The sequence below is a fragment of the Listeria farberi genome, from assembly GCF_014229295.1.
Taxonomy (GTDB): domain Bacteria; phylum Bacillota; class Bacilli; order Lactobacillales; family Listeriaceae; genus Listeria; species Listeria farberi.
In genome coordinates, this window is sequence record NZ_JAARZL010000001.1 from 683,317 (window position 1) to 705,756 (window position 22,440).

The 22,440-nt window shown below is 37.9% G+C and carries 26 protein-coding genes and 2 tRNA genes; 27 read left to right on the forward strand and 1 reads right to left on the reverse strand.

The genetic code is table 11. The features are described 5' to 3' along the window. Positions 1–4 precede the first annotated feature (4 nt). The 7 genes from HCB38_RS03280 to HCB38_RS03310 all read left to right on the forward strand — a co-directional run bounded on the left by HCB38_RS03280 (position 5) and on the right by HCB38_RS03310 (position 6,009). A complete protein-coding gene (locus tag HCB38_RS03280; RefSeq protein ID WP_185318309.1) occupies positions 5–334 on the forward strand; it encodes a PTS lactose/cellobiose transporter subunit IIA in 330 nt (109 codons plus the stop codon). Further along, positions 335–670, forward strand: a complete 336-nt coding sequence (locus HCB38_RS03285) for a PTS sugar transporter subunit IIB (protein ID WP_185318310.1) — start codon at positions 335–337, stop codon at positions 668–670. It begins immediately after the preceding gene. A 19-nt stretch (positions 671–689) separates the two neighbouring features. Beyond that, positions 690–2,015: a PTS sugar transporter subunit IIC gene (locus tag HCB38_RS03290; protein WP_003766107.1), complete on the forward strand. Its 1,326-nt coding sequence runs from the start codon at positions 690–692 to the stop codon at positions 2,013–2,015. A 21-nt stretch (positions 2,016–2,036) separates the two neighbouring features. Then, positions 2,037–2,765 carry a glucosamine-6-phosphate deaminase gene (locus HCB38_RS03295; protein ID WP_185637540.1) on the forward strand — a complete coding sequence of 243 codons (729 nt, stop codon included), beginning with the start codon at positions 2,037–2,039 and terminating at the stop codon, positions 2,763–2,765. Further along, positions 2,765–3,718: an aldo/keto reductase gene (locus HCB38_RS03300; protein ID WP_185637542.1), complete on the forward strand. Its 954-nt coding sequence runs from the start codon at positions 2,765–2,767 to the stop codon at positions 3,716–3,718. The genes HCB38_RS03295 and HCB38_RS03300 overlap by 1 nt, the downstream gene beginning before the upstream one ends. Positions 3,719–3,735: 17 nt before the next feature. Next, entirely contained in the window at positions 3,736–4,503 is a 768-nt protein-coding gene (locus HCB38_RS03305; protein ID WP_185637544.1) for a sugar phosphate isomerase/epimerase family protein, read from the forward strand. Positions 4,504–4,620: 117 nt separating this feature from the next. After that, complete coding sequence (locus tag HCB38_RS03310; protein ID WP_185637546.1) at positions 4,621–6,009, forward strand: collagen binding domain-containing protein; 1,389 nt, start codon at positions 4,621–4,623, stop codon at positions 6,007–6,009. Positions 6,010–6,051: 42 nt separating this feature from the next. On the opposite strand, the gene HCB38_RS03315 is transcribed toward HCB38_RS03310, so the two are convergent. Further along, entirely contained in the window at positions 6,052–6,528 is a 477-nt protein-coding gene (locus HCB38_RS03315; protein WP_185637548.1) for a hypothetical protein, read from the reverse strand. A gap of 132 nt (positions 6,529–6,660) precedes the next feature. Here HCB38_RS03315 and HCB38_RS03320 point away from each other — a divergent pair, with 132 nt between their 5' ends. From HCB38_RS03320 to HCB38_RS03415, 20 genes are all read left to right on the forward strand, one after another. Continuing rightward, a complete protein-coding gene (locus HCB38_RS03320; RefSeq protein ID WP_185637550.1) occupies positions 6,661–7,143 on the forward strand; it encodes a PH domain-containing protein in 483 nt (160 codons plus the stop codon). Beyond that, positions 7,136–8,620 (forward strand): PH domain-containing protein, encoded by a 1,485-nt coding sequence (locus HCB38_RS03325; protein ID WP_185637552.1) that lies wholly within the window; start codon positions 7,136–7,138, stop codon positions 8,618–8,620. Before HCB38_RS03320 ends, HCB38_RS03325 begins: the two co-directional genes overlap by 8 nt. A 146-nt stretch (positions 8,621–8,766) precedes the next feature. Beyond that, positions 8,767–10,146, forward strand: coding sequence for a protoporphyrinogen oxidase (gene hemG / locus HCB38_RS03330; protein WP_185637554.1), 1,380 nt, complete (start codon positions 8,767–8,769; stop codon positions 10,144–10,146). A gap of 1 nt (position 10,147) precedes the next feature. Beyond that, entirely contained in the window at positions 10,148–10,504 is a 357-nt protein-coding gene (gene acpS, locus HCB38_RS03335) for a holo-ACP synthase (protein ID WP_185318318.1), read from the forward strand. Between the two features lie 18 nt (positions 10,505–10,522). Further along, positions 10,523–11,629, forward strand: coding sequence for an alanine racemase (alr, locus tag HCB38_RS03340; RefSeq protein ID WP_185637556.1), 1,107 nt, complete (start codon positions 10,523–10,525; stop codon positions 11,627–11,629). Positions 11,630–11,834: 205 nt separating this feature from the next. Beyond that, positions 11,835–12,113, forward strand: coding sequence for a CopG family ribbon-helix-helix protein (locus HCB38_RS03345; RefSeq protein ID WP_003746456.1), 279 nt, complete (start codon positions 11,835–11,837; stop codon positions 12,111–12,113). 3 nt (positions 12,114–12,116) lie between these two features. Next, positions 12,117–12,464 (forward strand): type II toxin-antitoxin system PemK/MazF family toxin, encoded by a 348-nt coding sequence (locus tag HCB38_RS03350; RefSeq protein WP_010990666.1) that lies wholly within the window; start codon positions 12,117–12,119, stop codon positions 12,462–12,464. 251 nt (positions 12,465–12,715) lie between these two features. After that, a complete protein-coding gene (gene rsbRA / locus HCB38_RS03355) occupies positions 12,716–13,552 on the forward strand; it encodes an RsbT co-antagonist protein RsbRA (protein ID WP_185318320.1) in 837 nt (278 codons plus the stop codon). Positions 13,553–13,557: 5 nt separating this feature from the next. Beyond that, a complete protein-coding gene (rsbS, locus tag HCB38_RS03360) occupies positions 13,558–13,914 on the forward strand; it encodes an STAS domain-containing protein (RefSeq protein ID WP_003721457.1) in 357 nt (118 codons plus the stop codon). 2 nt (positions 13,915–13,916) lie between these two features. Next, the gene (locus tag HCB38_RS03365) at positions 13,917–14,327 is read left to right on the forward strand and encodes an anti-sigma regulatory factor (RefSeq protein ID WP_010990667.1); all 411 of its coding nucleotides are present in this window, start codon (positions 13,917–13,919) and stop codon (positions 14,325–14,327) included. Between the two features lie 16 nt (positions 14,328–14,343). Beyond that, on the forward strand, positions 14,344–15,348 hold the full coding sequence (locus tag HCB38_RS03370; RefSeq protein ID WP_185318321.1) for a PP2C family protein-serine/threonine phosphatase: 1,005 nt from the start codon (positions 14,344–14,346) through the stop codon (positions 15,346–15,348). A 149-nt stretch (positions 15,349–15,497) separates the two neighbouring features. Continuing rightward, the gene (gene rsbV, locus HCB38_RS03375) at positions 15,498–15,842 is read left to right on the forward strand and encodes an anti sigma b factor antagonist RsbV (RefSeq protein WP_185318322.1); all 345 of its coding nucleotides are present in this window, start codon (positions 15,498–15,500) and stop codon (positions 15,840–15,842) included. Further along, the gene (gene rsbW / locus HCB38_RS03380) at positions 15,826–16,299 is read left to right on the forward strand and encodes an anti-sigma B factor RsbW (protein ID WP_185318323.1); all 474 of its coding nucleotides are present in this window, start codon (positions 15,826–15,828) and stop codon (positions 16,297–16,299) included. Before rsbV ends, rsbW begins: the two co-directional genes overlap by 17 nt. Continuing rightward, complete coding sequence (gene sigB, locus HCB38_RS03385; protein WP_003761316.1) at positions 16,277–17,056, forward strand: RNA polymerase sigma factor SigB; 780 nt, start codon at positions 16,277–16,279, stop codon at positions 17,054–17,056. The genes rsbW and sigB overlap by 23 nt, the downstream gene beginning before the upstream one ends. Beyond that, positions 17,057–17,656, forward strand: a complete 600-nt coding sequence (locus HCB38_RS03390) for a PP2C family serine/threonine-protein phosphatase (protein ID WP_185318324.1) — start codon at positions 17,057–17,059, stop codon at positions 17,654–17,656. Positions 17,657–17,860: 204 nt separating this feature from the next. After that, on the forward strand, positions 17,861–19,495 hold the full coding sequence (locus HCB38_RS03395; RefSeq protein ID WP_185318325.1) for a SulP family inorganic anion transporter: 1,635 nt from the start codon (positions 17,861–17,863) through the stop codon (positions 19,493–19,495). Between the two features lie 67 nt (positions 19,496–19,562). Next, positions 19,563–21,740, forward strand: coding sequence for a Tex family protein (locus HCB38_RS03400; protein WP_185619132.1), 2,178 nt, complete (start codon positions 19,563–19,565; stop codon positions 21,738–21,740). After that, positions 21,740–22,207, forward strand: a complete 468-nt coding sequence (locus HCB38_RS03405) for a SprT family protein (RefSeq protein WP_185619130.1) — start codon at positions 21,740–21,742, stop codon at positions 22,205–22,207. Before HCB38_RS03400 ends, HCB38_RS03405 begins: the two co-directional genes overlap by 1 nt. Before the next feature lie 52 nt (positions 22,208–22,259). Continuing rightward, positions 22,260–22,332, forward strand: a tRNA-Asn gene (locus tag HCB38_RS03410). Positions 22,333–22,335: 3 nt separating this feature from the next. Further along, positions 22,336–22,423, forward strand: a tRNA-Ser gene (locus HCB38_RS03415). Positions 22,424–22,440: the final 17 nt, after the last annotated feature.

Below are 22,440 nucleotides of genomic sequence, written 5' to 3' on the forward strand. Positions count from 1 at the left end.
CATAATGGACATAGAAAAAATATCGTTTTCATTAATATCACTAGCGGGGGATTCGTTTTCTAAATTAATTGAAGCTTTGCAGGCTGCAAAAGCATCAGATGCAGAACTAGTAGAACAACTTTTAAAAGAAGCAGATGACCTAATGATTGAAGCGCATAAAGTACAAACAGAAATGCTTATTCAAGAAACAAGAGGAGAACAAGCTAGTTTTTCCGTTTTACTCGTACATGCGCAAGATACTTTGATGAACACTATCTTAGCTTCCACTTTAATTCGTGAAATGATCGAAATGCATCAAGAAATGAAATCATTAAGAAAAGAGGAGGAAAAATAAATGGAAATGAATCAACTACATGTACTTTTAGTATGTAATCTAGGTGCATCTACCGGAGTAATGGTCACAAAAATGAAAGAAATTGCGCAAAATAGTGAAAAACTAAAGAACACAGATGTGAAAATCGAGGCACATCCAGCAGGGGAATTACGTGAACATATTGAAGATTTTGACGTTATTTTAGTCGGTCCTCAAATTAAACACCAGCTAAAACATTTAAGTGAAATTGCTGCAGAATACAATAAACCAATCCAAGTCATCGATACGAAAGATTACGGCACAGTTAACGGCGCAAACATTTTAAAAGACGCGATTATCCTTAAAATGAACAAATAAAAAAGTGGAGGGAAACAACATGTCGAGTAAAAACAAACAATCTTTTATGAATCGTTTTATTGCTTTTATGGAGAAATATTTTGAACCAGTCGCAGCTAGAATTGAAAAACAACGTCATATTTCCTCAATAAAAAATGGGATGATTGCATTGATCTCGGTTTTAATTATTGGATCATTTTCGCTGATCATCTCAGCAATCGGGAATATGTTTCCAGCGGGTTCTGTTGTAAAAGAATTTTTTGTTCAAAATGCAGCAGCGCTTAATTTACCGTTTCAATTTACGTTTGGGTTATTATCGATCTATGCTGCTATAACAATTTCCTACAGCCACGCGAAACAAATGAAAGTCCCTGTGTTACATAGTGTGATGGCTGCTGTGATGGTAACACTCATCCTTAATACGAAAATGGTTGATGGGGTTCTTAATACAGAATTTCTAGATTCAAGAGGACTCTTTATTGCGATATTTGCAGCACTGATTTCTGTAGAACTTATTGGTTTATTTATTAGAAAAAATATTACGATTCGAATTAAAGGTTTACCAGCTGGGATTGCAACTACTTTTGAAGCGATTATTCCGTTAGTAGTGTTGTTGTTCAGTGCTGTTGGGCTTAGTATTTTAATGCAAAGTGTAACGAGTGGACAAATCATTCCAGAAGCCTTCACGACGATGCTAGCTCCTGCGATTAATAGTATCGACACACCTTACGCTGTATTCCTAATTTGTTTTCTTGAAATGCTATTTTGGTTTATTGGTCTAAATGGTTATGCGATTTTGATTGGTTTTGTGCTTCCATTTATGACACAATATTTAGGAGCGAACGCTGCTGCTTATGCGGCGGGAGAACCAATTCCTCACGTATTTGCGCCAAATTTCTGGGATTATTTCATGGGATTCTCTGGTTCTGGTATTACTGGTGCATTAGTAATCCTCGCACTATTTAGTAAATCAAGAGAACTAAAAGCAGTCGGAAAAGTTTCTGTCGTTCCAGCAATTTTCACTATTTCCGAGCCAGTTGTATTTGGACTTCCAATCTGTTTTAATCCTTATTTATTTATTCCGTTCGTACTTGGAACGCCAATTTTAGCGGTAGGACAATGGTTTGTATTCCATTTCGGTTGGGTTCGTCCACCGATTGCGAATGTTGGTGGTACACCAATCCCGCTCGCACAGTATTTAGCGACAATGGACTGGCGTGCAATTATATTAATCATCTTCGTTCTCGCAGCAGCCGTTTGTATGTACTATCCATTCTTCAAGATGTATGAAAAGAGTTTGATTAAAGAAGAAACTGTCGTATCAGAACGCCAAGCTGCTCATGATGCGCTAGACTTGGATTTCTAATAAAGAAAGGTTGATTTAAAAATGAAACTACTTATTAACGAAAATGAGCAACTTGTGGCGAAAACAGTGAGCCAAAAAATCATTGAATTGGTAAAAGAAAAACCAGCCAGCTTAATTTGTATCGCTGGCGGGGATACGCCTTTATTAACCATAGAAGCACTTATTAAAGCTAATCAAGTGGGCGAAGTAGATTTTAGTGAGACACAATTTGTTGGCTTGGATGAATGGGTTGGTCTTGGACGAGAAACAAAAGGTAGTTGTATCCAAACATTATATGATGCATTTTTTGACCGTCTCGAGAATGTTTCTAATGAGCAAATTTGCTTTTTTGATGGAAAAGCGACTGATTTAACAGCCGAATGTGCTCGTGTGGACCAATTTATTGAAACGCGTGGTGGGATAGATTTTATTTTGTTAGGAATCGGTCTAAACGGACATATCGGTTTTAATGAACCATTTGTACCTGTAGATGTGAACTGCCATGTGGTAAAACTAGATGATGTAACAAAACGCGTAATGAGCAAATATTTTGATACAGCTTTGCCATTAACCCACGGGATTTCTCTTGGTATGCAACAAATCTTAGCTGCGAAAGAAATTTATTTAGTGGCAACCGGAGAGAAAAAGGTAGACATCGTGAAACAAGTAGTGGAAAAAGCCCCCACTGTAGCAATTCCAGCAACTCTAGTAAAAGAAGCAAATACCACTCTTGTAGTCGACAAAATTGCCGCAAGTGGGGTGAAATCATAATGGAAAAAATTATCGTAGAAGGCAGAAAAGATGGACGAAAAATCGAGATAGCATGCTCTAATTTAGTGATGGGGGCTGGAGACTTTTTACGTGCAGATAATATGGATTTTGCGGGTCCGGTGCTGGATCAGTATTTTGAATTGGGCGGAAATATTTTTGATACGGCGCGTCATTATCGCTATAGTGAAAAAGCGATTGGCACCTGGATGAAAGCGCGAGGAAATCGAGAGAGCATCATTATCCAAACGAAAGGCGGTCATCCAGTACGAGAAGCAAGTAAGGTACCTCGCGTTACGGCGGAAGCAATTCATGAAGACATTTCCGTTAGTTTAGATACATTACAAACTGATCATGTTGAATTATTCGCACTTCATCGTGATAATCCGGAAGTCGAAGTGGGGCCTATCATGGAAGCGATGCATCAAGAAGTGGAAGAAGGCCGGGTTTATGCCATTGGACTTTCTAACTGGGAGTTGCCGCGTATTATTGAAGCAAATGAATATATAGTCAGTCACGGCTTAACGCCACTAAGCTTTAACAGTCCTAATTTCAGCTTGGCAAAAGTGAATCGACCACGCTGGGAAAATTGCGTTTCAGCAAATGAAGCTATGGTTCGTTGGCATGAGGAAACTGGATTGCCGCTATTTTCCTGGTCATCACAAGCTGGTGGATTTTTCTCAGGAAGATTTACGAAAGAAGACACAAGTGACACGGAAATGGTCGAAGTTTATTATAGTGAGGCGAACTGGGAAAGATACAGCCGCGCCAAACAACTAGCTAAACAAAAAGGTTGCACACCTATCCAAATTTCGCTCGCTTATGTCCTAACGCAATCATTCCCAACAGCTGCAGTCATCGGTCCAGAAAATGCCACTGAACTTCAGTCTTCTGTTTCGGCAGCGAAAATCGAGTTAACACAAGCAGAGATAGCTTGGCTTGATTTAAAGGCATAAGGAAAGGCGGAGAGAAAATGGATATAAAAGAAAAAATTGCAGTCCAACTTTATTCTGTAAGAAAAGAAATGGAGCGGGACTTAGAAGGAACGCTCCGGAAAATTCGGGAAATCGGTTTTCAATATGTACAACTTGATGGTATGCGTGGCAATAAACCATCAGAGGTTTTACGATTACTTCAAAAGTATGAGCTAAAAGTAATTGGTATGCACATTAAGCACAATCGTTTTATGAATGACTTGGATGGAATTATTGAAGAAGCCTATTACTTTGGTTGTAAAACCATTTTTGATAAATATATCGAAGAAGAAGACCAAACAACTGCAGGTTACACTCGAACAAAAGAAACGCTAATTGCCACTGCGGAAAAGTTACACACACTTGGTTTTCGCATCGGACTTCATAATCCAGAATACGATTTTAATGCATGCATCAATGGACGCAGAGTGATGGATTACATGACGGATCCAGTTAATGGTGTTTGTATCTATGCAGAACCTGATACTTATTGGATTCGCGCAGCTGGACATGAGGAAACAGAATTTATTAAACGTTATAGTGGCCGTGCGCCAATTATTCATATGAAAGATTTTGTGAGCGGTTTTGATTTAAAAGATATGGATAATAATTTAGTGGAAATAGGACAAGGTGAAGTAGATTTTCGTGCTATTATAAATTGGGGCGAAGAAAACGGAGTCGAGTACTATTGCATTGAGCAAGATAAATCCAGAAGAGACATGTTCGAAACATTAAATGCAAGTTATCAGTATTTATTAGAGTTGTAAACAAAAAAACGTCAGAACTGTTCTGGCGTTTTTTTGTAGAGAAAAATCTATGTACGGTTTTTAACAAGCAAGTTGTGGGAACTAGAAAGATAGATGTTTTAAGGGGGAATGAAATAAATGAAAAGAAGATGGCTGATTTTTGCAATCATATTTTTAATTGTAAGTGGCTTTTTAAGTCCAAAAGCTGAAGCTGCAACAGATTACGGGAGCAGTTTTTTTACTAAAGTATCTTTACAAAATCAAAACGGGGAACAGACAACAAACTTTAAAGAAAACAGCAGGGTACGAGTGGGATATGATTTTGTTATTACACAACCGGTTAAAAGTGGAGAGACGATGACACTCACTATCCCTAATCAGCTGAAATTAATTAATTTTGGTGGTTTTCCGCTCATGGATACGCATGGGAACACTATTGCTAATGCAACAATTGATCCAGCAACAGGAACGATTACATTAACTTTTACTGACTATGTAAATACACATACTGATTTAAGTGGTAGCCTTTATTATAACGCAACATTTAACAGCAAAAATATACAAACGGATCAAGTAAATCCAATTTCTTTTCCTGTGAAAAATACGACCCAAACGATAAATGCTTTTATTAGCAAAGTAAATACTGGCGGTGGAACCGGTTCGCCAACTATCGTCTTTAAACAAGGAAGAATGGATAGTAAAGACACAAGTATCTTACATTGGACTGTTACTTTAAACAATGCGCTGACACCTATTGACAATGCAGTCTATACGGACACACTCGGTTCAGGGCAAAATCTGCTTGGAAGCGCGACAATCAAATACCGTGATGCGAATAAAAAAGTCATAACTACTAATATCCAACCAATCGCTCTGGATGTTGACCGCAATTTTGAATTATCTATTGGAACATTAAATAATCAATCCGTCGTCATTACTTATGATACGAAAATAACAACGAAACAAAAAAGCTATACGAATAAAGCGACACTATTTGGTGATAACCTAGACGCTGTGTCAAGAAACGCAACTGTTAATGATTACGGAAGTGGTGGACAAGGAACAGGAACGCCACCAGCGCCCCCGGTCAAAGAAGAACCACCATTTATACCAGCTGAAAAGCAGCCAATTGAAAAAACAGTCCAAACAGATTTTGGACCACTTGAAATTGTTAAAGATTCTGAACAAAATGGCAAAATCAAAGTCATTTATAAAGTGAAAGATGGCGATACGTTACCAGGAGTAGCTAATAAGTTCGATGTCACTGTTGCAGAAATTAAAGACTGGAACAACCTTACTTCTGATACGTTACAGGCTGGCCAAAAATTACAATTAACGATTGAAAAAACACTCTTATCAAAAATTACTGTTCCACCAGTGCAAAAAGTGACTAGTACAACAAGAGTCGACGGTGTCGTAAACGCAACAGGGACTTTACCTCATACTGGAGATTCGAGCCCACTTATCCCATTTGTAACAGGCTTAAGCATAATAGCGCTTGGTTTTACATTTGGGCGTAAGAATTAAAGAAAAGGAAGCACTTATTTTATTTAAAGTGCTTCCTTTTTATTATAATAAATGCCCATTTTTTCGATGCGTCACTTGTTGGTTTTTAGAATGATTATGAAACGATTTAGAATCTTTCTTTGGTTTTTGTGGAAGGTTAATCGTAATTGTTTTGCTTTCAATTGTTCCATTTGCCATAGTTGCTGTAATTGTAACTAAATTATTGCCGGGTTGTAGATTTTCTAATGTGAATTGGTGGTTTTCGGTCCTATCAGGAATATTTTGGGTTTGATTATTTGTTCTAGCAGTGATGGTTGCAGATTCCTCTGTAACAAACATTAATTCCGCACTGTTTTTTGTTGTTTCGATATAAGGATTTTGAATGGAATAAGTCAAAAACATATCCATTAATTCGCTCGTGGTTGCGGTTGTATAAGTGATGCTTGCTGCTTCTTTTTGCGCATGGGCAATTTCCGGAAGCCAGTTTAAAGTTAGCGACAAAAGCGCAATTATTAATAGAATATAACTTTTTTTCCTCATCATTCTCACCTCTTCTTTTTTCATTATAAAAAAGAAATATGAACAAATTATGAATAAAACATGATAGATTTAAAAAATCGCTACCAATTTGGATGGTTTTAACGTAAGATAAAAGAAAAAAGGAGTAGAGTAATGGAACTTGAAAATTTAGAAAAGAAATTGCCAGAGAAAATTAAAACAGTGTGGCGGCAAACAGAAGGAATTGCTATTTTTACTTTTTTCATTTGTTCAGTAACGGCAGCAATTATTTTGTATTATACAGGAGCTTCGGTGTGGTGGAGCGCAATTGGCTTTGGTTTGACCGCTCTTTATGCGGCTTTCATTTACTTATTCATTATTCCGTTTCGTTTTGCGCGGTGGAGCTATCAAATTAAACCAGACGAAATGGAAATTCAGCATGGTATTATTTTTAGAAGTCGTGTGTTAATTCCGATGATTCGGATTCAACATGTGGAGACAGAGCAAGGTCCATTACTTAGAAGACAAAAATTGGTTTCCTTATCGATTACAACCGCTGCAAAAACACATAAGATTGAAGCGGTAAACGAGTCCGAGTCAGATGAGCTTAGACATCATATCCTTGAACTTGTGAAGGTGGCGAAAGAAGATGTTTGAAGAAAGACGCCTCCACCCAATCGCCCTAATTAAAGAAATAATCACAAATATAAGGCGAAATATTGTTCCTATCGTCGTCGGTTTGTTTTCTGTTTTTCGCGCGATTAATAGTAACGGTTATTTGCCGGAATGGGCTGTATATTTAATCATTGTCATCGTTATATTGCTCATTTTGACCCCCGCGGTTTTAAAATATTTAACATACAAATACACTCTTGAAGACCAAGGGGTTCGTATTAAATACGGTTTGATTTTCCGAAAGAATACATACATACCATATGAACGCATTCAAACCGTCCAAAAGAAACAATGGTTTTTCTTTATCCCATTTAATGTCTGCCAAATTTTAATCGAAACAGCTGGTGGTAATGGAAAAGCAGAAGCCGATTTAGTCGCCGTTCCTGTTGGTGTAGTTGACGAATTGAAAGATTTACGCGACGGGAAAAAAGCAGCCATACAAGATGAAGTGAAAGAAACGGAAGAGCCTGAGGTAGAAGTAGTTGAGATGGAAGAAGCACCAGAAAAAACGGTGATGTTACAAACGAAACAACTCATATTAATGGCCGTAACATCAGGTGGGGTTTTCGGAACACTCCTAATCGTCCTAGCGTTCATGCAACAATTCCGCGAAGTTATTCCGACAGATTGGATGGAAGCTCAAGCAGAACAATTATGGAAAATGGGAATAATTGTATTGATTATCTTAATCGTTTTGATTCTCTTAGTATTATGGGGCATCTCGATTGTTACGACCCTTTTCAAATATTTCCAATTCAAACTAATGAAATACCCCAATTCCCTTGTCGTGGAAAAAGGCTTATTAGAGCGAAACCATACAACTATATCGCTTGCCCGGATTCAGGGAATTACCATCATCGAATCACCGCTGCGACAAATGCTCGGCTTAGTTGCGGTCAAAGTTACTACTGCTGGTAACTCAGGCGATGAAAAACTATCCGGAGACATTTTGCTTTTGCCAATCATGAAAAAAGAGTTGGCCTTAAAAACGTTAAAAGACATACTACCAGATTATTTATTTGAAATAGAAGAAATGGAACGCCCTCCAAAAGCTAGTTTGCGTAGATTTTTACAGATTTACTTAATCTGGACAATTATCCCGACTGCTGTAGCAAGTATCTTATTTTTTCCGCTCGGTTTAATTAGTATTATTTTGCCAATTTTAGCTGGGGTAAAAGCGATAGCCAGCTACCGCGCGACTGGAGTTTTCACTGATAAGCGCACACTCATTGTTCAATCGCGTCCTATTTTTTCCAAGTTAACCCATATTATCCGCAAAGAACGAATCCAAGGTTTAAGCTTGAGACAAAGCATTTGGATGGAAAAAGGTGGGTCAAGACACTTAAATGTCTGGCTGAAATCAGGCAGTACAAGTGCCGAGGCTTATGTTCGCTATATCAATCAAGATTTGGCTATTAAAGTTTATAACTGGTATAGCCCATCAAAAACATTGAATTAAAAAGAATATGCTATTTCCAAAAGCATGCTGAACAGAGCAACTGCACTTTTGGAAGTGGCTGTTCTTTTATTTTTTGTTCAATTATCCGGAAATCTGGTAAAATAGAAAGAATAAACGAATAGTAGATAGAGAGGATTGGTTAAGTAGTGAAACATATAGTCATTATCGGAGGCGGCTTATCGGGGCTTGCAGCAGCTTATGAACTACAAAAAACACATCCGAATTATACGTGGGAATTAGTTGAAAAAGACGAAAAATTTGGCGGGAAATTTGAAACGGTTAAACGAGACGGATTTATAATTGAAAAAGGTCCAGATTCCTTTTTAGCTAGAAAGCCAGCTGGAGTAGGCTTAGTGAAGGACTTAGGGCTCGAAGATAAACTAATTGCCAATGCGACAGGAAGGTCTTATATTTATCATCAAAAAGCACTTCATCCAATTCCAGAAGGTTCTGTGATGGGAATTCCAACTGATAAAGAAGCACTTCTAGCTAGTACACTTATCTCTGAAATAGGCAAAGCGCGCGCACTCCAAGAACCAACAATCGCACCAAATAATCAAGAAACAGATCAGCCACTTGGTGAATTCTTTGAAGCACGTTTCGGTAAGGAATTAGTGAAAACAATCATTGAACCTCTTTTATCAGGAATTTACGCAGGTGATATATACAAAATGAGTTTGCGTGCTACATTTCCACAATTTGAACAAACCGTTAAAAAATATGGAAATCTGATGGATGGTTTGAAGGAGAGTGGTATGCAAACAACTGGCACAAAAGGAACCATTGGCGCCTTTCGAACGTTAGAAGGAGGCTTAGACCGTTTACCACAAGCGATTGCCGACGCTCTGCCAACTGAAAACTTGCACACAACAAAACAAGCAACACAAATCACGAAAAAAAATACTTCTTATGAAATTTCTTTTGCTGATGGAGGTAAAAAAGAAGCAGATGGTGTAATTATTGCAGCAACACATGATGCGCTGATTCATTTGTTAGCAGAAACAACCACAGCACCTTTTGCAGGACAACCACTAACGACACTCGCGACCGTTTCGTTAGCTTACGACGAAAAAGATGTACCAATTTTGCCGGATGGAACAGGTTATTTAGTTGCTCGAACCGCTCCGTATAAAACAACTGCTTGTACTTGGGTGCAAAAAAAATGGCCTCACATGGTACCAAAAGATAAAATGTTATTACGTGGCTTTGTAGGTAAAGCTGGTGAATCTTGGCTAGAGCAAGCAAGTGATGAAGCAATCGTAACTGCTGTACTAACGGACTATGCGGAAATAATGGACCTACATGCCGCACCACTTTTTTATGAAGTAAGTCGAATGAAATTTGCTATGCCGCAGTATTTAGTAGATCACCAAGACCGTCTTAAACAATTGAAAAAAAACATCCAGACAGACTATCCAGGTGTTTATTTTGCAGGTATGAGTTACGAAGGTGTGGGGATTCCTGACTGTATAGCTGGAGCACAAACTGCTGTTACTGAATTAGCAGATTTTTTAGAAGAGGTGTAACATGATAAAAGGAATTGGACTTGATATGATTGATTTAGACCGTGTAAAGCAAGCGGTCGAAAAGAACCCACGTTTTATCGAACGTATCTTAACAGAAAAAGAAGCTAAGCAATATGAAAAATACGAAGGTAGCCGTAAAATTGAGTTTTTAGCAGGACGTTTCGCAGCGAAAGAAGCTTATGCGAAAGCTAATGGAACTGGATTTGGTAAACATTTAAGTTTTACTGATGTAGAAATTTTACAAGTAGAAGATGGGCGACCTCACGTAACGATGCCAATAAAACAAGGAGAAACTGTTTTTGTGAGCATTACCCATACAGCCAGATCAGCCGCAGCTCAAGTGATAATTGAACAATAGAAAGGAAAGTGAACGATAGTGGTAACAGGCTGGCACCGTCCGACATGGATTGAAATTGACCGCGCAGCAATTCGCGAAAATATAAAAAATGAGCAAAGTAGATTACCAGATAATGTAGCACTATGGGCCGTTGTAAAAGCGAATGCTTACGGTCATGGCATTATTGAAACAGCCAATATAGCGAAAGAAGCAGGAGCAAAAGGTTTTTGTGTCGCTATTTTAGATGAAGCTCTTGCATTAAGAGAAGCTGGGTTTCGAAATGAATTTATTCTCGTCTTAGGGGCAACTAGAAAAGAAGACGCCAATCTTGCTGCTAAAAATAATATCTCGGTTACTGTTTTTAGAGAAGATTGGTTGGATGATTTAACTTTAGAGGCACCACTCCGGATTCATTTAAAAGTAGATAGTGGCATGGGGCGTCTTGGTATTCGTAATAGAGAAGAAGCACAGCGAATCGAAACAACCATAGCGTTAAATCATCAAATGATTTTTGAGGGTATTTATACGCATTTTGCGACAGCTGATCAATTAGAAACAAGTTATTTTGAACAACAGTTAGCAAAATTTCAAGCTGTTTTAAGAAGTTTAACAGCACGCCCGACATTTGTTCATACAGCAAATTCAGCAGCTTCATTGCTACAACCGCAAATTGATTTCGACGCTATTCGCTTTGGCATTTCGATGTATGGTTTAACACCTTCCACAGAAATTAAAAGTAGTTTACCCTTTGAACTTAAGCCAGCACTTGCACTTTATACGGAAATGGTTCATGTAAAAGAACTTGCACCAGGCGATAGTGTTAGCTACGGTGCAACTTATACAGCTACCGAAAAAGAATGGGTCGCCACGTTACCGATTGGTTATGCAGATGGACTTATTCGCCATTACAGCGGTTTTCATGTTTTAGTAGAAGGAGAGTTGGCACCAATTATCGGAAGGATTTGTATGGATCAAACTATCATAAAACTTCCTCGTGAATTTCAAACTGGTTCAAAAGTAACGATAATTGGAACAGATAAAGGCAATAAAGTAACAGCAGATGATGCGGCAGAATATTTAGGCACAATTAATTATGAAGTTACTTGTTTATTAACTGAGCGAATACCAAGGAAATACATCAATTAGAAGGTAATATTCGTGCTTTTTTTAAGAGAAACGTTTATAATCTAACATATGAAACTTTATAGCTATATATAGGACTTAAGGGAGTTCCTTAGCTAAAACTGTAACATTCTTAACAATAAAATGCGAAATAACTCTTTTCTTCATGGCGTGATAATGGTACGATATAGTTGTTACTTACAGGTACGAGGCTTTGGGGGTGTGACACGTGTTAGAGAAAGAAAAGCGGATGGTAATATCCGTAGAACTGACACAGGAAATGGTACAAGAACTCGACGTAGTTGTAGAAAAAGAAAAAATGGGGCGGAGTGAAGTTATAATGGAAGCAACGCAACAATTTTTACAGGAGAAAAGAGCTCGTGAATTAAGAGATGAGATGGAACGCGGCTATGCGGAAATGGCAACAATTAATTTCGCTATCGCGTGCGAGTGTACTCATGTCGAAGCAGAAGCAGAAGACAGGAATATTAGTATTTTAGGAGGTTAATGGCTGATGGTGAAGCGTGGTGACGTTTACTACGCGGACCTTTCCCCCGTGGTCGGAAGCGAGCAAGGGGGAATAAGGCCTGTTCTCATCATTCAAAATGATATTGGTAATAGATTCAGTCCAACTGTGATTGTGGCAGCAATAACTGCAAAAATTCAAAAAGCGAAGTTGCCAACACATGTGGAAGCTACTCGTAAAGACGGCTTTGAAAGAGATTCTGTCATTCTATTAGAACAAATTAGAACGATTGATAAACAACGCCTGACAGACAAAATTACACATTTGGACGAGGAATTAATGGCCAAGGTAAATCAGGCACTTGAAGTCAGTCTAGGAGTAGTAGAATTCTAAACCATCCTAATGAAATAACATATAATGATGAATGCAGGACAAATGGTCTGACGTAAAAAAGATATTTAATACATAAGAAAATAATTAACTAATCTAGCTAAGTAGAAAGGGCATCAGAAACCTACAAACAACGCGTAATTAACCTATTCGCTAAATTTGTTTCTAATGTCTTTTTTTAAAGAATAGTTAATCAAACCGCATAATAATAGAGAAAATTTTGTTAATAATGGAGAAAGGTTGGAAAATAACTGATGTATAAAGATTTTGCAAACTTCATCCGTACAAATAAAAAAGACTTACTAAATAATTGGATGAATGAAATGGAGAACCAATCGGATCCGCTTATTAATGACATCGCTCAAGAACCGATGTACGAAGAAACAAGCAAAGAATTCGTGGATTTGATTGTATCGAATATTACTGAAAATGGTTCGAAGTTTAATGAAAAACTAGATGATTTTGCAGAAAAAGTGGTCCACTTAGGTTGGCCAATTCATTTTGTCACCACAGGCCTGCGTGTTTTCGGGCTTTTAGTATATACAGCAATGAGAGATGAAGATCTATTCTTAAAAAGAGAAGAAAAACCAGAAGATGATGCCTATTATCGCTTTGAAACATGGCTTTCCTCCATGTATAACAAAGTGGTCACTGCCTACGCGGATACGTGGGAAAAGACAGTTTCTATCCAAAAAAGTGCTTTACAGGAATTATCTGCACCACTTTTACCAATATTTGAAAAAATTTCTGTAATGCCTTTAATTGGAACGATTGACACAGAAAGAGCGAAGTTAATCATAGAAAATTTATTAATAGGTGTGGTAAAAAATCGGTCAGAAGTGGTTTTGATTGATATTACGGGAGTTCCTGTTGTTGATACAATGGTTGCGCACCATATTATTCAAGCATCTGAGGCAGTTAGACTTGTTGGTTGTCAGGCAATGCTTGTAGGTATTAGACCAGAAATCGCGCAAACTATCGTTAACTTAGGAATTGAATTAGATCAAATTATCACGACCAACACAATGAAAAAAGGCATGGAGCGTGCGCTAGCCTTGACGAACAGAGAGATAGTAGAAAAAGAGGGGTGAATACTGTGGGGATACCAATCTTAAAGTTAGGTGAATGTTTATTAATTTCTATCCAGAGTGAATTAGATGATCATACTGCGGTAGAATTCCAAGAAGATTTACTTGCAAAAATCCATGAAACGTCGGCCAGAGGAGTAGTCATTGATATAACTTCGATCGATTTTATTGATTCTTTTATTGCAAAAATTCTTGGAGATGTAGTAAGTATGTCTAAACTGATGGGTGCAAAAGTGGTTGTAACTGGGATACAGCCAGCAGTTGCGATTACACTAATTGAACTCGGAATTACGTTTAGTGGAGTGCTTTCGGCGATGGATCTTGAAAGTGGTCTGGAAAAACTTAAACAGGAATTGGGGGAATGAACATGACATTCCAATCCTGTGTAAAGATAATTAATGAATGGGACATTGTGGCTGCACGACAACTAGGTAGAAAAATATCCAAAGAAATTGGCTTTGGAACAGTTGACCAAGCACGAATAACAACAGCCATTAGTGAACTAGCAAGAAATATTTTCCTTTATGCTGGACGAGGAGAAATCTGCATCGAAAAAGTGAGCGAATCCGGTAAACAAGGAATGATAATTGTGGCCAAAGATAAAGGTCCAGGAATTGTAGATATTAGAAAAGTAATGCAAGATGGTTATACAACATCTGGCGGCCTTGGAGCAGGTCTTCCAGGAGTCAAACGTTTAATGGACAGTTTTGATATTGAATCCAGCATTGAAGGCGACACAAGAGGAACGGTAATCACAACAACGAAATGGGTTCGGTAAGGAGCGCTAGGAAAAAATGGAAAAAGCTTTTGAAGGAAAATACCGTGATATTCTTATTCAATATTTAGAACACCAAGATGAAGAAATTCTTTATACTTGCGAAAAATTATCCAGAGAAGCTATGGAAGAGCGCGTATCACCAGAAGAAATTGTCCATTTACATCGCTCGGTTCTTGAACTTTACGGAAAAGAGTTACCAGATTTTGTTCGATTATCATTTGACGTTTTACTTGAAATAATGGTGGGTTACGGCTTAGCTTATATGGAACATCTGAGTCTAAGAACAGAACAAAAAGCATTACGTAGTGAAATTGCTCAAGCCGAGGATATGCAAAAAACCTTAATGAAAACAGAAGTGCCAGAACACGATGCACTTGATTTTGGCGTGATAAGTGTCGCAGCAAGGCAAATGAGTGGTGACTACTATAGCTTTACAGAAGAAGGCGATAAACAGATAGGTATTGCACTCGCTGACGTTATTGGTAAAGGAATCCCAGCTGCATTTAGTATCTCGATGATAAAATATGCTTTAGCAGGGATGACTGGTGACGATAGAAAGCCATCCATCGTTCTAGAAACACTGAATCAAGTAGCGGAAGAAAACATTAATGATAACATGTTTATCACGATGTTTTATGGGCTTTATCATGAAGATACGCATTTGTTTGAATATGGTTCTGCTGGACATGAACTAGGTTTATATTACCAACATAAAGAAAACAGCTTTTCTGATTTATATGCCAAAGGTTTACCCCTCGGTGTAGATTCAAATGCTGTTTATCGTCAATTTGATAAGAAAATTGAAGTTGGTGATGCTATTTTTATTATGTCAGATGGTGTGACTGAAACTAGAACAGCAAATGGATTTATCGAACGAGATGAATTAACAGAAATTATAGCAGCGCATATTTCATTATCAGCTGAAAAAATGGTACACGCAATTTATGATCAATTAGTCAAAATGCAAAACTTTGAATTGCATGATGACTTTACACTTATTTGTATTAAACGAACTAAATAGGTTCAAAGTAAAGACGTACCTCATTCTTTAGAGAGCATTTACTGGTGAGTAAACGTATTTAAAGAGTGGAGCGTTTTTATTTTTGAATGTTTTAATTTTATTTGTTAGGGTAAAATCGACAGTATACTTAAATTAGATGGGGTGAAGTGATGAATATTAGTATAGAAATAAAAGAACGTGATACTGACCACATAGACATATTTGTTGCTGGGGAGATTGATGCTTATACAGCGCCAAAGGTAAAAGAAGCACTTGAAGTGTATCAAGTAAAAGAGGGTATTATACTTAGAATCGACTTAACAGAAGTTACTTATATGGATAGTACTGGCTTAGGTGTATTCGTAGGGGCTTTTAAAAGCTTACGACAACGCCAAAGTGAACTCGTCTTGTTTGGTTTAAGCGACCGACTTTTCCGATTGTTTGAAATCACAGGATTGTCAGATATCATTGAAATCAAAAATGTAGAGGGTGAAATGAATGGCAACAATGCATGACAAAATTATTTTACAACTTCCTGCCAAGCCTGAATATGTTAGTTTAGGTAGACTTTCATTATCAGGGATTGCAAGTCGCGCAGGTTTTTCTTACGAAGCAATTGAAGATTTGAAAATAGCTGTAAGTGAAGCCATCACTAATTCCGTAAAACATGCATTTAAAGGTGAAGAAGATGGTGAAATTACAGTAGAATATCATATTTATGAAGACAAATTAGAAGTTCGTGTTTCTGATAACGGAACAAGCTTCGACCTAGAAACCCGTAAACAAGAAATTGGTCCTTATGAAGTGGGGGAAGATGCGGAGATGATGCGTATCGGAGGGCTAGGTTTATTTTTAATTGAAACATTAATGGATGACGTGAAACTTTATTACGATGAAGGGGTTTCTGTCGTAATGACCAAATATATTAATGAAAAGCAGGTGGAGGAGAATGCCAAAAGTATCTCAACCTGATAAAGAAGCAAAAGAAAAAGTGTATATTTGGATTGCCGCTTATCAAGAAAACGGTGACGAAGATGCTCAGTATAATTTAGTCGTTCATTATAAAAATTTAGTAGAATCAATTGCCCGCAAATATTCCCAAGGTAAATCTTTTCACGAAGATTTAGTTCAAGTTGGAAATATCGGCTTGCTTGGTGCTATTAGACGTTATGACGCGACTTTTGGGAAAAGCTTTGAAGCATTTGCTGTACCGACAATTGTTGGTGAAATTAAACGTTTTTTACGTGATAAAACATGGAGCGTTCATGTACCACGTCGAATTAAAGAATTAGGTCCGAAAATTAAAAATGCCGTGGAAGAGCTAACAAGAGAACTACAAAGCTCACCGCAAATTAGCGATATTGCAGATTTTATCGGTGTCACGGAAGAAGAAGTTTTAGAAGCGATGGAAATGGGGAAAAGTTACCAAGCACTTTCTGTAGATCATTCGATTGAAGCTGATTCGGATGGAAGTACGATTACGTTACTTGATGTTGTTGGCGGTACGGATGATGGGTTTGAACGTGTAAATCAACGTATGCTTTTAGAAAAAGTTCTCCCTGTTTTGGATGAGCGAGAACAGAAGATATTGCAATATACATTCATTGAAAATCGTAGTCAAAAAGAAACCGGCGAACTACTCGATATATCACAAATGCATGTGTCTAGAATCCAACGTCAAGCTATTAAAAAACTTCGAGAGGCGTTGCAGAATGAGGAAGTGGAGTAAATGAACAAGGCGGTTGAATCAAATAATTTATTTGTATTTCAACGTTCTAAAGCATTACAACAATACTGCGGGGATGTTTATTTTACCCATGAAGACAAAAATGGTTTTTTGTATGTTCTTTCTGATGGGCTTGGAAGTGGACTGGAAGCGAATAGAGCTGCCAAAGCGACGGTTGATGCTATAAAGGAAGACATACATGCAGATATTACTGATATGCTTGAAAAAGCTAACCAGGCTGTTTCAGGACTTCGTGGTGCTGCAATAGCAATTATTAAAGGTGATTACTTAACGAAGACACTTTATTATACTGGTATGGGCAATATCCGCTTTTATATGATTGGCATAGAAGATAAGCTTATTTTTCCGCTTTCTGGCTCTGGCTTTTTATCCGGAAGAAAGCAGAAGTATCGGTTGCAATCTTATAAATACAAACCAGGCAGTAAGTTTTTGATGCATTCAGATGGGCTTGTTCTTTCTCGTGTTCGAAAAAGCCTAGAATCACCACTTTGTGTAGTGAAAATCGGGCATTTAATCGAACGAAATATATTAGACATTCCAACAGATGATGTTACTTTCATGATTGGCAAATTTCCAGAATAACAAAAGCATCTTTTAAACTAGCAATGGTTTAAAAGGTGTTTTTTCGTATTGTGTAGGAGAACTTAGTTAATTTATGGTATATTAGAGTAGAGCGCTAGTTTTTTATACTTCATCATGTGATGAAAATCACTTAGTAAGCGTGAAGCAATCTTGCTTTGCGTTTTTTCGCGCGGATTAAAATATAAGTAAGAGAGAAGGAGCGAATTGAAGAAAGTTTGGTTGAATAGTGTAAAAGGTTATACGTGGGCAAGGTTTAGGAAAGATTTGCTTGCGGGTATTATTGTGGGCATTATTGCTTTACCACTGGCGATGTCATTTGCGATTGCTTCAGGAGTAAAGCCGGAATATGGTATTTATTCAAGTTTCGTAGCCGGAATTATTGTCGCTATTTTTGGAGGATCTAGATTTCAAATAGCTGGACCGACCGGAGCATTTATCCCTGTATTACTCGGAATCGTCTTAACTTATGGTTATCAGGATTTACTTGTTGCTGGAATGATGGCTGGGGTTTTACTTTGTTTAATGGGGATTTTCAAACTAGGAACGTTAATTAAATTTATTCCGCGCCCGGTAACTATCGGTTTTACAGCAGGGATTGCTGTAACAATTTTTATGGGGCAAGTGGGGAATTTCCTTGGATTAACTGGAATGGAAAAGCATGAATCATTTATAGCAAATATGAAAGAGATCTGGCTACACTTAGATTCATGGAATTTCTATAGCGTGTTAATTTCCTGTATTTGTATGTTTGTATTATTTCTTTTTCCAAAAATTTTACCAAGGATTCCAGCGCCACTTATTGGTCTTGTAATTACGACCGGGATTGCAATGCTATTTTTCCGGGATGCGCTTCCAACAATTGGTTCGGCGTATGGAGATATTCCGAGTACTTTTCCGCCGTTTGAATTTCCTAATATGACATTTGCGAATATGAGTAAACTAATTGGACCGGCTTTTGTTATTGCAATGCTTGGCGGGATTGAATCGCTTCTTTCTGCTGTTGTTGCAGATGGAATGACGAATACAAAACATAATAGTAATCGTGAATTAATTGGGCAGGGTATCGCAAATATTGTCACACCGATGTTTGGTGGTATTCCAGCAACTGGCGCAATTGCAAGAACAGCAACTAATATTAATAATGGTGCGACAAGTCGCGTTTCTGGTGTGATTCATGGGATTTTCGTGTTACTGACTTTACTTGTACTTGCTCCAGTAGCTGTTAACATTCCTATTGCTGCAATGGCGCCAATTTTAATGTTAGTTGCCTGGAATATGAGCGAACGAAAAACTTTTCAGCATATTATTAAACTAAAATCGGGTGATACTTTAGTACTCATTATTACTTTTTTATTAACTGTTTTTGCTAGTTTAACAGTAGCTGTTGAAGTGGGATTATTGCTTGCAGTTGTTTTATTCGCTAAACAAATGGGCAGCTCGATACAAATCGAAGAAATCGAACCAGAAGGCGCCGAAATTGCTCCTCATTTACACGAAAAAATTAGTGTTTTTACGATTCGTGGGCCACTTTTCTTTGGAGCAGCGCAGATTTTTCAACAAAATATTATGAAAGCCATCCACGTTAAACCGGAATTTCTAATTTTAAGGATGGGAAAAGTGCCGATTATTGATGCGACTGCGGAAGGTTATTTCCACCAAATTGAAAAAGAATTTTCGAAGCAGGGCGGCCAAATTTTGATTGCTGGATTAACTGATAAAGCGAAAGAAAGTTTAAAAGATAGTGGACTTTACGACCGAATTGGCGAAGACCACTTCTTTTTCCATACCGAAGATGCGATCCATTATGCGGAAAATGCTTTAAATAAGCTTGACAGATAGCTTTTGTCAGTTGAAACGTAATTATGTTACACTTAATAGATAATGAAATAATTGGAGGCTATCAAGTATGGAACAAATGCAAGATAAAATAATGAAATTAGTCCAAAAATCGCTAACGTATAAACCAGCGCAAATTAATGCCGTTATCAAATTAATGGAAGAAGGTAACACGGTTCCATTCATCGCGCGTTATCGTAAAGAAATGACTGGAAGCCTAGATGAAGTTGAAATTCGTGATATTGAAGAAACTTTTGAATATGTAACAAAATTAGAAAACCGTAAAGAAGAAATTATTCGTTTAATAGATGAACAAGGAAAACTAACAGACGAACTGAAAACGGCAATTATCAAAGCGGAAAAACACCAAGCGCTCGAAGATTTATATCGTCCGTACAAACAAAAGAAACGCACGAAAGCAACGATTGCCAAAGAAAAAGGATTAGAACCATTAGCTGAGTGGCTAATGAGCTTCCCGAGTAATGCTGATCCACTAAAAGAAGCAGCAAACTATATTTCAGAAGAAAAAGAAGTAGAGTCAGCTGAAGCCGCTTTACTAGGAGCGCATGAAATTATTGCTGAACAAATTAGCGATGAACCTAGCTTCCGCGAATGGATTCGTAACTTTACTCGGAAATTCGGTATGATTGAATCCAAAGCGAAAAACGCCGAAGCAGATGAAAAAGGCGTTTACGAAATGTACTACGATTTCAATGAAATGATTGGAAAAGTAGCAAGTCACCGCATACTTGCTTTTAATCGCGGGGAAAAAGAAGATATCTTACGTGTACAAGTTCAAGTAGATACAACAAAAATCTTCCAATATCTTTTTGAAAAAGTTATTCAAAACCGCAATTCTGCCACACGACCATATATAGAAGAAGCAATTTTAGATGCCTATAAACGCTTTATTGGTCCTGCAATTGAACGTGAAATTCGCGGGGAACTAACAGACAAAGCAGAAGAACAAGCTATTCATATTTTCTCTGAGAACTTGCGCAAATTACTTTTACAACCACCATTAAAAGGCAAAATCATCCTTGGGGTCGATCCTGCTTTTAGAACAGGTTGTAAATTCTCTGTGTTAGACCAAACCGGAAAAGTACTAGAAATAGGTGTAGTTTATCCACATACAGCAAAAGCGCGCCGTCCTGAAGCAAAACAAAAAATTGCAGAAATCTTAACCACTTATCAAGTAGAGGTTATTGCAATTGGCAATGGAACAGCTTCCCGTGAAACCGAACAATTTATCGTAGAAGTTATTCGTGAATCAAACTCTAATGCTTATTATTGCATTGTTAATGAAGCTGGAGCCAGTGTGTATTCTGCGAGCGAAACTGCTCGTGAAGAGTTCCCAGATTACCAAGTAGAAGAGCGTAGCGCCGTTTCGATTGGCCGTCGTTTGCAAGATCCGCTAGCTGAACTTGTGAAAATCGATCCAAAATCTGTTGGCGTAGGACAATATCAACATGACGTAGCACAAAAACGATTAAATGAAACGCTAACTTTCGTCGTTGAAACGGCCGTCAACCAAGTAGGGGTCAATGTTAATACAGCCTCCGCTTCCCTTTTACAATATGTTGCTGGTTTAAATAAGACAGTCGCCAATAATATCCGTAAATATCGTGAAGAAAACGGTTCTTTCTCTTCCCGTAAAGAATTGAAAAAAGTGCCTCGTCTTGGGGCAAAATCATATGAACAAAGTATTGGTTTCTTACGTATTTTAGAAGGTGAAAATCCATTAGATAAAACAGCTATTCACCCAGAGAGTTATAAAGCAGCAGAACAAATTGTAAAAGCAGCTGGTTTTGGCTTGAGTGATATTGGGAGCGCGGATTTAAAAGCAGCGCTACAAGCACTTAGTATTCCAGAAGAAGCAGAAAAATTAGGAATTGGTAAAGAGACGATGCATGATATTATTGATAATTTAATTGCTCCCGGCCGCGACCTCCGTGATGAACTACCGGCTCCGCTTCTAAAACAAGATGTTATTTCGATGGAAGATTTAAAACAAGGAATGGAATTACAAGGAACTGTTCGAAATGTGGTTGACTTTGGCGCTTTTGTTGATATTGGCGTGAAACAAGATGGGCTTGTGCATATTTCAAAACTAAGTAATTCATTTATTAAAAATCCAATGGATGTCGTTTCAGTAGGAGATATTGTAACTGTCTGGGTTGATGAAGTAGATACAAAGAAAAATCGAATTGCTTTAACTATGCTTAATCCTAATGGAAGTGTTAAATAATGAATCAAGCAGAATTGCAGCGACACATGGAAGAAGTGTCGCTGCAATTTTTCCAAAAAGAATTTCGCCACCAAGCCGTGTTTAATGCGCGCTTACGAACCACTGGGGGACGTTATTTGCTCAAAAGCCATCATATCGAAATGAACCCAAAATACTTAGAAAACTTTGGCTTAGAGTATTTTATTGGTATTATGAAGCACGAATTATGTCATTATCACCTTCATTTAGAGAAAAAAGGCTACCAACATCGTGACCAAGATTTCCGTGAGTTATTAAAAAAAGTAGACGCACCGAGATTTTGTGCCGCGATTCCTCGTGAAATTACCATGCATGAATATACATGCAAAAGCTGCGGAAAGTCATTTTTAAGACAACGTAGATTCAATGTGAACCGTTATCGCTGTGGCAGTTGCGGTGGAAAACTAATCCAAACTGGCTCCAAGAAAATTTATACAGAAAACCCGTGAAAAGTCTTGCAATTTCGCCGGATTCTGCGTATACTAGTGGAAGTCAGATAATTCCACAGTAGCTCAGTTGGTAGAGCAATCGGCTGTTAACCGATCGGTCGCAGGTTCGAGTCCTGCCTGTGGAGTTTGGGGAAGTACTCAAGTGGCTGAAGAGGTGCCCCTGCTAAGGGTATAGGTCGCTCGCGCGGCGCGAGGGTTCAAATCCCTCCTTCTCCGTAATAACTTATAAAGAC

Coding starts and splice junctions, on each gene's coding strand:
- HCB38_RS03280 (WP_185318309.1), top strand. CDS start 5: ATGGACATAGAAAAAATATCGTTTTCATTAATATCACTAGCGGGGGAT.
- HCB38_RS03285 (WP_185318310.1), top strand. CDS start 335: ATGGAAATGAATCAACTACATGTACTTTTAGTATGTAATCTAGGTGCA.
- HCB38_RS03290 (WP_003766107.1), top strand. CDS start 690: ATGTCGAGTAAAAACAAACAATCTTTTATGAATCGTTTTATTGCTTTT.
- HCB38_RS03295 (WP_185637540.1), top strand. CDS start 2,037: ATGAAACTACTTATTAACGAAAATGAGCAACTTGTGGCGAAAACAGTG.
- HCB38_RS03300 (WP_185637542.1), top strand. CDS start 2,765: ATGGAAAAAATTATCGTAGAAGGCAGAAAAGATGGACGAAAAATCGAG.
- HCB38_RS03305 (WP_185637544.1), top strand. CDS start 3,736: ATGGATATAAAAGAAAAAATTGCAGTCCAACTTTATTCTGTAAGAAAA.
- HCB38_RS03310 (WP_185637546.1), top strand. CDS start 4,621: ATGAAAAGAAGATGGCTGATTTTTGCAATCATATTTTTAATTGTAAGT.
- HCB38_RS03315 (WP_185637548.1), bottom strand. CDS start 6,528: ATGAGGAAAAAAAGTTATATTCTATTAATAATTGCGCTTTTGTCGCTA.
- HCB38_RS03320 (WP_185637550.1), top strand. CDS start 6,661: ATGGAACTTGAAAATTTAGAAAAGAAATTGCCAGAGAAAATTAAAACA.
- HCB38_RS03325 (WP_185637552.1), top strand. CDS start 7,136: ATGTTTGAAGAAAGACGCCTCCACCCAATCGCCCTAATTAAAGAAATA.
- acpS (WP_185318318.1), top strand. CDS start 10,148: ATGATAAAAGGAATTGGACTTGATATGATTGATTTAGACCGTGTAAAG.
- rsbRA (WP_185318320.1), top strand. CDS start 12,716: ATGTATAAAGATTTTGCAAACTTCATCCGTACAAATAAAAAAGACTTA.
- HCB38_RS03365 (WP_010990667.1), top strand. CDS start 13,917: ATGACATTCCAATCCTGTGTAAAGATAATTAATGAATGGGACATTGTG.
- HCB38_RS03370 (WP_185318321.1), top strand. CDS start 14,344: ATGGAAAAAGCTTTTGAAGGAAAATACCGTGATATTCTTATTCAATAT.
- rsbV (WP_185318322.1), top strand. CDS start 15,498: ATGAATATTAGTATAGAAATAAAAGAACGTGATACTGACCACATAGAC.
- rsbW (WP_185318323.1), top strand. CDS start 15,826: ATGGCAACAATGCATGACAAAATTATTTTACAACTTCCTGCCAAGCCT.
- sigB (WP_003761316.1), top strand. CDS start 16,277: ATGCCAAAAGTATCTCAACCTGATAAAGAAGCAAAAGAAAAAGTGTAT.
- HCB38_RS03390 (WP_185318324.1), top strand. CDS start 17,057: ATGAACAAGGCGGTTGAATCAAATAATTTATTTGTATTTCAACGTTCT.
- HCB38_RS03400 (WP_185619132.1), top strand. CDS start 19,563: ATGGAACAAATGCAAGATAAAATAATGAAATTAGTCCAAAAATCGCTA.
- HCB38_RS03405 (WP_185619130.1), top strand. CDS start 21,740: ATGAATCAAGCAGAATTGCAGCGACACATGGAAGAAGTGTCGCTGCAA.